The sequence below is a fragment of the Ehrlichia ruminantium genome, from assembly GCF_009728835.1.
Classification (GTDB): Bacteria; Pseudomonadota; Alphaproteobacteria; order Rickettsiales; family Anaplasmataceae; genus Ehrlichia; species Ehrlichia ruminantium_B.
In genome coordinates this window covers 262,291-274,588 of the sequence record NZ_CP033455.1, presented here as the reverse complement: position 1 = coordinate 274,588, position 12,298 = coordinate 262,291, and the positions used below count along the sequence as shown (strand labels likewise).

Here is a 12,298-nt window from a genome sequence, read left to right as displayed (position 1 = left end):
ACTTATCCCTCTACTTTCTGTATATGCTCTAACTTAAATTCTATCTTAGTCAAACGACCAAATATCATAACACTGACTCCTGCCACTTTCTTATCTTCATTAATATATTCAACCTTACCATTAAAATCTTGAAATAATCCATCATTTATCACAACTTCATCACCAATGTCAAAATTAATAACATTGGTATCATCTACTACACTCTGACACATTTTCCTACGCATAGATTCCATTTCACTTTCTGCAATAACCTTAGGTACCCCAAAATCATTATTTAAAAAATTTAATACTTTTGGTATACTTCTAACAAAATTTACCGAATCTTCATTTAAATTCATATACAAAAAAACATATCCTGGTGATAATTTTCTCTTTACCAACACTTTCTTATTATGTTTAACTCGAGTAACTTCTTCATATGGAATAAATACTTCACGAAAATTTTCTGCCATTCCTAATATCTTAGAATTATCCAAAATTGCTTGACAAACTTTATCTTCACTCCCAGACGATACTTGAATAATATACCATTCATACTTCATAAATTACCCCAAGTACTATTTTTATTAACCTTAAAAATAAAAAATCCACACAGCAAAATAAAATAGACATAAAGATAATTATTAATACTACTACAAATAAAAACCCAATAACCTCATTCTTAGAAGCCCATGAAACATGCAAAGCTTCTTGTTTCACACTTAATAAAAATTTAGCAATACTATTCATTACAAAAATTACCTACACAATAACATCATTAACTTTATGGCAGGAGCGATAGGACTCGAACCTACAACCACCAGTTTTGGAGACTGGGGCTCTACCAAATTGAGCTACACTCCTATAAAAGACTAATGTACATTGATTACTCCAAAATCTCAGTAATAATACCAGAACCAACAGTTCTACCACCTTCACGAATTGCAAATCTTAATCCTTTATCAATCGCAACTGGTTTATCTAAACTCACTTCAATACTTATATTATCACCAGGCATTACCATCTCAACTCCTTCAGGTAACTTAATACTACCTGTTACATCAGTGGTCCTGACATAAAATTGTGGTTGATAATTTGAAAAAAATGGAGTGTGCCTCCCACCTTCTTCCTTCTTTAATATATATACTTCCGCCTTGAACTTCTTATAAGAATGTATTTGTCCAGGTGCACTTAATACCTGTCCTCTCTCTACATCTTCCTTCTTTATACCTCTTAGCAATATCCCTGCATTATCACCTGCTTCCCCAGCCTCTAAAGCCTTATGGAACATTTCAACACCAGTACATACCGTACTTTGTATATCCCTTAAACCTACTATATCTATCTTGTCCCCTACCTTGATTACTCCTCTCTCTATCCTTCCTGTTACTACTGTACCTCTCCCAGGTATTGAAAATACATCCTCTATCGACATTAAAAATGGCTTGTCTTTCTCTCTTACTGGTAAATCTATCTTCTCTAAGGCATTCATTAATTCCATTATCTTCTCACTCCATTCACCATCCGCTGACTCCTCTTCTAATGCCTTGACCGCAGATCCTTTTACTACATCTATATCATCACCAGGATATCCATATTTTGTTAATAACTCCCTTATCTCCATCTCAACTAGTGATAACATCTCTTCATCATCTACTACATCACATTTATTCATCCATACTACTATATCTTTTACTCCTACCTGCTTTGCTAATAAGATATGTTCCCTTGTCTGTGGCATAGCACCATCAGTAGCAGAAACTACTAATATCGCTGCATCCATCTGTGCTGCACCTGTTATCATATTCTTTATATAATCAGCATGCCCTGGACAATCTACATGTGCGTAATGTCTATTCTCTGTCTCATATTCTACATGTGCTGTTGAAATGGTAATCCCTCTTGCCTTCTCCTCCGGTGCTTTATCTATTTCATCATATTTGACACTTTTATTCCCTTCACCACTTAACCTCTTTGCTAACACTGTTGTTAATGCAGCAGTTAATGTTGTCTTACCATGATCAACATGCCCGATCGTTCCAACATTTATATGCGGCTTCCTTCCATCTACCATAACATTACACCTACTATATTACTTCTTTATTTCATTTGCTAATATGTTATCAGGTACTTGCTCATAGCAGGAAAAATACATGCTATACTGTGCCCTACCTTGAGACATAGATCGCAAATCCTTAACATAACCAAACATTTTTGCTAAAGGAATAAATGCTAATATTACTTTGGTATTAGTGCGATCTTGCATCTCAGCAACTCTACCTCTCCTACTATTAACATCCCCTATAACATCCCCCATATACTCATCAGGAGTAACTATTTCAACTTTCATGATAGGCTCAAGCAATATAGCACCAGCTTTACTCACCATATCCCTAAAAGCACCTTTTGCAGCTAACTCAAATGCTAATGGACTAGAATCTACCTCATGAAATGCACCATCAAACAACGTTGCCTTGAAATCAATCACAGGGAATCCTGCTAACATACCACTACCTCTAACAGCTTCAAGACCATTTTGTACTCCTGGAATATACTCTTTGGGTATAGCACCACCAGTGATTTTACTTTCAAATTGAAATCCAGATCCAGGAGGCAATGGCTCAAATAATATATTAACCTTAGCAAATTGGCCAGCACCACCAGTCTGTTTCTTATGAATGTACTCAATCTCTACAGATTTAGTAATTGTTTCTCTATATGCAACCTGAGGAGCACCAATATTAGCCTCCACATTAAATTCACGTCGCATTCTATCCACAATTACTTCAAGATGCAATTCACCCATTCCCTTAAGAATGGTTTGACCACTTTCAGGATTAACACACATACCAAGTGAAGGATCTTCAGATACTAATCTACTCAAAGCTATCCCCATTTTCTCCTGATCTGCTGTAGACTTCGGCTCCACAGCAATTTCCATAACAGGATCGGGAAATTCCATACGCTCTAGTACCACAGGATAATCCAAAGCACATAATGTATCCCCAGTTACCGTTTTCTTTAACCCAGCCAAAGCAACAATATCACCTGCCTTAGCTTCAGTTATATCTTCTCTATTATTTGCATGCATTAATAAAATTCTACCTATAGATTCAGTAGAATTTTTCACAGCATTCAATACTGTAGTCTTACTAGATAATTTTCCAGAATAAATTCTTATAAAAGTTAAACTACCTACAAACTTATCAGTCATGACTTTAAAAGCCAACGCAACAAATTTCTCATCCACAGATGATTTTATACTTACAGGATTAGACGTCTTAACATCAAGACCCTCAATCATAGCAACATCATTAGGTGCAGGAAGAAAATCAACTACAGCATCTAATAAAGGCTGCACCCCTCTATTCTTAAAAGCAGACCCACATAATACAGGCACGAACTTTGACTGAATCACTCCTAAACGAATACAGCTTTTTAATAAAGGAACAGGTACTTCCTTACCGTCAAAATACAAATTCATCGCTTCATCATTCAATTCAACAGCACTTTCTAAAAGCTTATGTCTATATTCGTGAGCTAGATCTATCATATCTCCTGGAATTTCCCCATAATGGAAACTTGCACCAAGAGATTCTTCGTCCCATATAATAGAACGCATTTCTAAAAGGTCAACAACTCCTACAAAATCTTTCTCAATTCCTATAGGTAACTGTAATACCAGAGGTGTAGCACCTAACCGATCAACTACCATATCAACACAACGATAAAAATTCGCTCCCATTCTGTCCATTTTATTCATGAAACAAATCCTAGGAACATTATATTTATCAGCTTGACGCCATACCGTTTCTGATTGTGGCTCAACACCAGCTACTCCATCAAATACAGCAACTGCACCATCCAAAACACGCAATGATCTTTCCACCTCTATTGTAAAATCAACGTGTCCTGGTGTATCAATAATATTAATCCTATGATCATTCCAAAAACATGTAGTAGCTGCAGAAGTTATTGTAATACCTCTTTCTTTTTCTTGCTCCATCCAATCCATAGATGCAGCACCTTCATGAACTTCACCAATCCTATTTTGTTTGCCAGTATAAAAGAGGATACGCTCAGTAGTAGTAGTCTTCCCCGCATCTATATGCGCCATAATTCCTATATTTCTACACTTAGATAATTCATTATCTATGTTCACTAACTTATCTCCAAAAATTAATTCTAATTAAAGCGAAAATGAGAAAATGCCTTGTTTGCTTCCGCCATCTTATATTTCTCTTCTCTAATCTTATACGCACCACCACGCTTATTATAGGCTTCTAATAACTCATTACATAAACAATCCATATACATTTTATTACTACGTTTCCTAGCTGTAGCTGCTGCTCTCGAAATCCAACGCAAAGCTAAAGAAACAGATCTATCTTCCTTTACTTCAACTGGTACCTGATACGTTACACCACCTATTCTACGGGAACGAACCTCCATTTGAGGCATTACATTATTTAAAGCAGCATTAAAAATTGACATAGCATTTTCACCAAGACGAGTTTCTGCTTTACTCAATGCTCCATAAACTATCTTTTCAGCAATAGACCGTTCACCAGAACGCATAATAACATTAATAAAACGTGCCAACAATACACTATTATATTTTGAATCAGGAGTAATAATCCTCTTACTTGCCCTACGACGACGAGACATATATAACCACTATTAATTAACTTTTCTTCACACCATATTTTGAGCGCGCTTTTTTCCTATTTTGTACCCCTCTAGAATCTAATGCACCACGTATAATATGATACCTAACCCCAGGCAAATCCTTTACACGTCCACCTCTAATTAATACTACTGAGTGCTCTTGCAAGTTATGCCCTTCACCTGGTATATAAGCTATCACTTCACTACCATAACCAGCAATCTTTACACGTGCAACTTTACGCAATGCTGAATTAGGTTTCCTAGGAGTAGTAGTATATACTTTTACACAAACTGCTCTTTTTTGTGGATTATGTTGAAGCGCAGGTGCTTTATTCAATGAAGTACGAGATTTGCGTGGACTACGAACTAATTGATTTATCGTTGGCATAATGTAATAACCTTACAGTTTAAAATTTATAGAAAAGTATCCCATGTTCTAAATTACAGAAGCATGCCTTACTTATAAAAGAATCAAAAATTCTAGTCAATAGAAATTTAATGATTTTACAATATTGACAAATGCAATATTACAAAATCTCATCAATAATTCAAGTATCCTTTTATATATATTATGAAAAAATAATTGTCGCTACATATTTTTATCAATTTCACAACAATCAGCTATTCATTTCTAGAAGGTTAATACGAACACGTTATACCTAGCAAATTATCTTAATTATATTTATATCATATAATTGATCTCTTCACCAAATTAACTTCCCAATAAGCTAATTACAAAATGCCATCACAATAACATAACTAACATTCATAATTCCTAAGACACAAATAAAGTGAAAAATATATGATTCATCTCATATGCTACAACTTCACTTGTTCAAAATATTCCTTGTTTTACAAACTGTCTTTAAGAATCTTACACAGCGCAACAAATCAATTATGTAACACTTAACCTGCATAGCATATCCTATACAAGACTATAACCAAAACATTCTCAAACATATTTACATATACAACAAAATTAACCAAAATATTTTCAAATAACCCATTAAATCCTATAAACTTTGATCAATTCCAACAATACATAAACTACATAACACAAGAACAACAAATCCAAAATTCTCACTAACAACAAGTGCTAAGTATACTTCAAAAATTTCATTATATAATTACATACAGATCTTTTATTACAAAAAGAATTTAAAGACATAAATCTCCAATTATTTAGTCTTACGCATAAATATCAATAAGGTTACAACTTTCATATTGATTCTCAGAATTCAAACATAGATCAAGAATATAAACACTAAAGCCATGACCCTGTCTTTTATCTTTTTACGATTACTTCTTATATTTAAGAATAGTACCTTAATCCAACAAATCTACATGTGCTTATAACTAATCCGCTATATAAATATAGATACTCAATAAAACATCATATAATATATGAATTGTAAAATCAGGACTATTCTATTATTGTTAAATAAGATAATGCATTTTTATAAGTCATTTTATATAAGCTACCTATTTAACAGTTGTGTAAAATTCAATAGTATTATAGTACACTCAACATATAATTCTGAATAGCTTAATGAGCTGCAACAAACATACCTAATATTGAAAAACATACAACCTTTAAATTTACTTAAATACCTCTTATCATCAATATTTACGAGATTTACAATTGTTAACAGCCATAATCTAATAAACTAATACATACATACTATATAATACATTATTAGAGTATAAAATATTAAATTTACACAACACTAAATGATGATAATAATTGATTCTCAATCTCTTTAACTACTAACTTAGTTGCAACATTTTCAGTACCTTCTACATTTATATTATCAGCAAAATTACTACAGATACCTAAACATGCACTTAATGTTCTAAATCCAAAATATAATCCAATCAAAACTGTGCCAACAACTAGTGTAACACTATAAATATCTGATATAAAGTCCTTATTCACACTAAAAAAATTATTAAGAACTAATAAATAACCACTAAAAACACATACAAAAACAAGTATAGTACTACCTACATACCTAAAAACCGCTACTTTATTAGCTGGCTTGTTATTTACTGACCTCCTAACTTGACTATCATGTAATAATTCTTTTCCCTTCTGATTATGAACACTATCAAAACAATTACTCATTAATTTAGAAAAAGATAATGTTAGGAACAAAGCTACTGATATACCAACTAACCAACTAGACGCTAAATTTAAGTCTCTACTGATTAAATTATAGTGCTTTAATATGAAAAATATTGCACCTATAACATACACTAACAGACAAGTTATACGTATCTGTTCAAATAAATTAATATTTTGTATTTTCATTACACACTATATCCTTGTAAACATTGTTCACAACAAAAGTATTTAACAACCTTTTACTTGGTAAATCAAATAAATGTAATTGATATTTTTATACCAAACACACACTCCTGACTTGCATTATATATTTATTTCAAATACAATTACCTATTAAGTCACTTATACACTTAGTTGTATTGTACTTTATATTTAGATTTATTAACTTGGACATGTTTGAATACTCAGGATTAAAAAATTAACAATAGTTATCCTAATACTTTTCTTTAAGGATTAAATAAGGTATGCTACTTTTTGAAATTTTATAATGTAATAATAAATGAATACAGAAAATTTATTGTTTATACCATTGGGTGGAGTTGGACAAATAGGCATGAATGTTAATTTATACCACTTCAAAGGCAAGTGGATTATAATTGACTTCGGAGCTGGTTTTGCTGATGATAATATGCCAGGAATAGATATGATTGTTGCTGATATCAGCTTCATTAAAAAAAACAAGAAAGATCTACTAGGTATAATACTCACTCATGCTCATGAAGATCATATAGGAGGTATACAATACTTATGGCATGATCTACAATGTCCAATATATGCAACTAAGCTCACTGCTACTTTATTGTATTCAAAACTAAAAGAATTTTCATTAAACGTCAATATTACAGAAATAGATCCTTCTCAAGAATTAAAATTAGGCCCATTTACTCTTGAATTTATAAATATGACGCATTCTATACCAGAAATGAATGCAATAGCATTGCACACCGAAAAAGGAGTGATAGTACACACAGGAGATTGGAAATTGGATGATAATCCAGTAATTAGTCCATTATCTAATACACAAAGATTACAAGAACTGGGAGATCATGGAGTACTAGCACTTGTATGTGATTCAACTAATATTTTTACTAAAAAAAAGTCAGGATCAGAAGGTGAGTTAGAAGAAAGTTTATTTAATATACTCAAAACTCATAACAATAGAGTTGCTATATCATTATTTGCTTCTAATATTGCAAGAATTAATACTATAGCATATGTAGCAAAAAAACTAGGTAGGAAAATAGCAATACTAGGTAAATCTCTTGTACGTATTATACAAGCTGCAAAAGATAGTGGGTATTTGACAGATGTGCCAGAATTTATTGATATTACTCAAGCAAATAAATTACCAAAAAATCAAATACTATTTTTATGCACTGGATGCCAAGGTGAGCCATTAGCAGCTACTGCCAAACTTGCAAATAACTCTCATTCTTTAACAAAATTAGAAAATGGAGACACTATAATTTTTTCTTCTAAAATTATTCCAGGTAATGAAAAACGTATATACAACATATTCAATAAGTTTGTGAATATGGGAATTAATGTAATTACAGAATTTATGGAACACGTACATGTATCTGGTCATCCTTCTAGACCTGAAGTATGTACAATGTATTCTTTAGTAAGACCTAAAATATCCATTCCCGTACACGGAGAATATATTCATATGTATGAACATGCCAAGGTTGCACAAGAGTGCAATGTAGAACAGGCAATAATAGTACACCCAGGAGATGTAATAGATATAGTACACGGGAAAAAAATTGATTCTGTAAAATCTGGTTATTTTGGTGTGGATGGTAATTTTTTACATCACCCACAAAGTAATGTAATATTCATGCGAAAAAAAATGAGAGATGCAGGAATAATCATAGTAACACTGATTTTCAATAGAAGAAAAGAGTTACTCAAAGCACCAAGAATTTTCGCACCAGGAGTGTTAGATAACTCAAATGATAATAATCTGCTAATAAAAAAAATTGCATCTAGAATTGGTGCTAAGCTTCATTTTAAAAAAGAAAATCAAATAAGACATCATGTAGAAAGTATAGTTTTTAATGCATTAAAACATGATATAAAAAATAAACCATTTATTGAAGTACAAATAGAATATGTAGATTATTAGCTATTATAAGTATTTTTAATCAACAGTTCACTCAAATATTATTTACCTAAATTGGTTACCATTATGTCTATAATACTTATTACTAAAAGTAATGTTTTAAACTTTACTATTGGTGACTATTAAATACAACTCATATCTTATCATTTGCAGCGCATATCTTATCGATGCCTAAAACTGATTAAACTTAAGTATAACATACACAAATTAGCATTATCAGGATTTTAACACTTGCTATACCAGATTAGTACAACATTGACTATAGATCTTGTAATAATAGTATTTAAATATAGCAAAATACAGTAAATATAAATTATACATGCCATACATATAGAAGATTGCATTATATCATAATATTTCAATATTCATACATACAGTGCCATAATTAGGTAATTTTGATTCAATATTTATTTAATAATATTACCATATTAGTTATATATAAAAAATATCTTACCTAATTGTCAGATCTTGATATTATATATATACAGCTTAATGTGAAGATATAAGTATAATGGACAATCTCTCTATAATAATAAAAACAACAATTAGGCTAATACCATTTTATGGCGTATCAGACGAAACACTATTAAAAGCATGTATAGACTTAAACCTATATAATGATTTCTGTAAGTTCCATAATGGAATACATGATGTACTAAACTATATTAATGAGGATCTGATTAACTTTATTACTACAAAATTCAACACAACAGATAACATTAACAACTTTAAAATCCGAGAAAAAATACAACATGCTATACAGTTATGTTTAATATACTATTCATCTTTGCCAAATTACAGAGAATTATTAAAAAATATACTATCTGCAGTACCATACAATATGTGTTTTTTTACCACATCATTATATAAAATAACAAATACCATTTGGAACTTAGCAGGAGACACATCCACTGATTTTAATTATTATACAAAAAGAACTACATTAGCAGCTATATATATGAGTACTCTTATATATTTTATTAATGATTTTTCTGAAGACCATACTTATACTACCCTATTTTTAGAAAGACGCATTAATAACATAATACAGGTACACAAGGCTAAATCTTTTATAACCAATAAATTAGAAAAGTTTAATATATTCAAAGTCAAATTTGATTCTTAATACCAAATATCATAAGTTTAAAAATTATGAATTATCATATTGATATCTGTAAAAATAACCCCAAGGCAATTTACAAACAATGTTTCCCAAATAACTCTAGCTTTTTCCCCAAATCAAATTATTAAGTAGCTAATATATAATTTCTTAAAAAACATACCAATAGCTATTGGTATTTTCAACAAGAAGACTGGCCTTAAAGTAAAATTTATTAAAATTTTATATAAGTCAATGTATTTTAAGATATTTATTTAACAAATTGTATCTTATAATTATCTATTAGATATGTTATAACCTAGATGTCAAAATTACTGTATAATACATATGTATAAAAAATTCAAAGAACTTATAAAGACAGGATTTTCTCTTCCAGAACTTTTAGGGCATAATACATTACATACAACAAATAATGAAACACAAAGAAAATCAAATGTTTTACAAAAAATACTATACACAGTAGATAATGTCATAAACTTCTTATTTAAATACAATAAAAAAGATACATCAAATGAAGTATTAAAGGTATCATGGGGTCCATTATTTACTGGTTTTATAGTAATTTTATTATTCTTTGGTATATTTGGAATATGGGCAGCTATTGCTCCGTTAGATGGATCTGTAGTTGCACAAGGAGAAGTAATATCTTCATCAGAAAAACAGATTGTACAACACCTAGAAGGTGGTATAATAAAGAAAATTTTAGTAAAGGAAGGAGAGTTTGTAGAAAAACATCAACCTATAATATACCTACATAACACTACAGCTCAGGCCAATTTAGATATAATCAAAGAACGTCTATTGGATATGCTAGCAACAGAAGCCAGGCTTACAGCTATAAAATATAACCATAACCACATAACATTTCCAAACTCTATAAATAACCTATCTGATAAAGAAACATTAAATCAGATTATTAAGAACCAACAACAGCTCTTTGAATCCCACAAGAAAAATATATCTGGACAAATCAACATCTTACAACAACGCACTAAGCAATTACATCAAGAATTATCAGGATTATCTGCACAATTAACGTCAGCAATGACACAACATCAACTAATCAAGGAAGAATTAGAGGCTAAAAAAAGCTTACTAGCAGATGGATATATAAGCAAACCTTACATAATTGCCCTTGAACGGCAACATGCTGAATCTCAGGGGAAAATAGGACAAATAGAATCTTCCATCGCATCAGTAAATCAAAAAATTGGAGAAAACAAATTAGAAATAATCAATATAACCAATAACGTACAAAATAAGATAAGTATTGAACTCAAAGACACAATTTCTGCAATTGCAGACCTAAAAGAAAGAATGAAAACTGCCCAAGATGTACTAGACCGTACAGTAGTAAGATCCCCTCAATCAGGGATTATTACAGGACTGAAATACCATACAGAAGGAGGTGTTATACCACCTGGAGCACCTATTACTAACGTAGTTCCATCAGACGATGACTTAGTTATAGATGCAAAAATACAAACACGAAACATAGAAGAAATATTATCAGCACAAGCAAAAGAAGTTAATATGGTATCGTACGAAAATTACAAAGGTTTAAAAGCAAAAGTACGTCTCAGTGCTTACAACATACGTAAAGTTGGGTTAGCAAATGGAATAGTGACACAAGTATCAGCTGACGCACTAACTGAAGCAAACGGCATGCGTTATTACAAGATACAAGTAATTATTCCTAAGGAACAGTCTAAAAAACTTAAAAATCTCAGGTTATATCCAGGGATGCCAGCAGAAGTTTTCATTATAACACAATCACGTACTTTACTTAATTACCTATTTACCCCTATAACAAGTACATTTGAAAAAGCGTTTAATGAAAGGTAGCTCATAAAAAAAATAGCTACTCTTACAGGTATACCATGCCCTTAAACATATTCTTTTCACCAGAAGCTAAGTTCTCTATTATCCCAATACTAACCGCTACATATTAGGAATAACACAACTTAACTGCACTCAACACTATAGATCAAACGAAACAATATACATTAGATATATAACTAAGAGAATAGCCCTTTTTACCAAATATATCATACCTGTAAACACATTACTCTATCAGAGACTAAGTCTCTATTATCCCAATACTAATTGCTACATATTAGTATTAACACAATTTAGCTGCACTCAACACTACAGATCAAACGAAACAATATACATTAGATACTCATAACTAAGAGAATAGCTCTTTTTACCAAATATATCATACCTGTAAACATATTACTCTATCAGAAACTAAGTCTCTATTATCCCAATACTAATTGCT

The 12,298-nt window shown here is 31.2% G+C and carries 10 protein-coding genes and 1 tRNA gene; 3 read left to right on the top strand and 8 right to left on the bottom strand.

Annotated features, from left to right (window positions below; all coding sequences use genetic code 11):
* Positions 1–2: 2 nt before the first annotated feature.
* The 8 genes from nusG to EDL80_RS00865 all read right to left on the bottom strand — a co-directional run bounded on the left by nusG (position 3) and on the right by EDL80_RS00865 (position 6,958).
* Positions 3–542, bottom strand: a complete 540-nt coding sequence (nusG, locus tag EDL80_RS00900) for a transcription termination/antitermination protein NusG (RefSeq protein ID WP_158406338.1) — start codon at positions 540–542, stop codon at positions 3–5.
* Complete coding sequence (gene secE / locus EDL80_RS00895) at positions 532–729, bottom strand: preprotein translocase subunit SecE (RefSeq protein WP_158406337.1); 198 nt, start codon at positions 727–729, stop codon at positions 532–534. The genes nusG and secE overlap by 11 nt, the downstream gene beginning before the upstream one ends.
* A 37-nt stretch (positions 730–766) precedes the next feature.
* Positions 767–843 (bottom strand) — tRNA-Trp (locus EDL80_RS00890).
* Between the two features lie 22 nt (positions 844–865).
* Positions 866–2,053 (bottom strand): elongation factor Tu, encoded by a 1,188-nt coding sequence (tuf, locus tag EDL80_RS00885; RefSeq protein WP_158406336.1) that lies wholly within the window; start codon positions 2,051–2,053, stop codon positions 866–868.
* Between the two features lie 18 nt (positions 2,054–2,071).
* Positions 2,072–4,141 (bottom strand): elongation factor G, encoded by a 2,070-nt coding sequence (fusA, locus tag EDL80_RS00880; protein WP_158406335.1) that lies wholly within the window; start codon positions 4,139–4,141, stop codon positions 2,072–2,074.
* 23 nt (positions 4,142–4,164) lie between these two features.
* Positions 4,165–4,647 carry a 30S ribosomal protein S7 gene (gene rpsG / locus EDL80_RS00875; RefSeq protein ID WP_158406334.1) on the bottom strand — a complete coding sequence of 161 codons (483 nt, stop codon included), beginning with the start codon at positions 4,645–4,647 and terminating at the stop codon, positions 4,165–4,167.
* 16 nt (positions 4,648–4,663) lie between these two features.
* Entirely contained in the window at positions 4,664–5,035 is a 372-nt protein-coding gene (gene rpsL, locus EDL80_RS00870) for a 30S ribosomal protein S12 (protein ID WP_158406333.1), read from the bottom strand.
* A gap of 1,329 nt (positions 5,036–6,364) precedes the next feature.
* Positions 6,365–6,958 (bottom strand): hypothetical protein, encoded by a 594-nt coding sequence (locus EDL80_RS00865; RefSeq protein WP_158406332.1) that lies wholly within the window; start codon positions 6,956–6,958, stop codon positions 6,365–6,367.
* A gap of 313 nt (positions 6,959–7,271) precedes the next feature.
* Here EDL80_RS00865 and EDL80_RS00860 point away from each other — a divergent pair, with 313 nt between their 5' ends.
* The 3 genes from EDL80_RS00860 to EDL80_RS00850 all read left to right on the top strand — a co-directional run bounded on the left by EDL80_RS00860 (position 7,272) and on the right by EDL80_RS00850 (position 11,862).
* Positions 7,272–8,900, top strand: coding sequence for a ribonuclease J (locus tag EDL80_RS00860; protein ID WP_158406331.1), 1,629 nt, complete (start codon positions 7,272–7,274; stop codon positions 8,898–8,900).
* Between the two features lie 508 nt (positions 8,901–9,408).
* Positions 9,409–10,023 (top strand): COQ9 family protein, encoded by a 615-nt coding sequence (locus tag EDL80_RS00855; RefSeq protein ID WP_158406330.1) that lies wholly within the window; start codon positions 9,409–9,411, stop codon positions 10,021–10,023.
* A gap of 321 nt (positions 10,024–10,344) precedes the next feature.
* The gene (locus EDL80_RS00850; RefSeq protein WP_158406329.1) at positions 10,345–11,862 is read left to right on the top strand and encodes an HlyD family type I secretion periplasmic adaptor subunit; all 1,518 of its coding nucleotides are present in this window, start codon (positions 10,345–10,347) and stop codon (positions 11,860–11,862) included.
* The last annotated feature ends 436 nt before the right edge of the window (positions 11,863–12,298 follow it).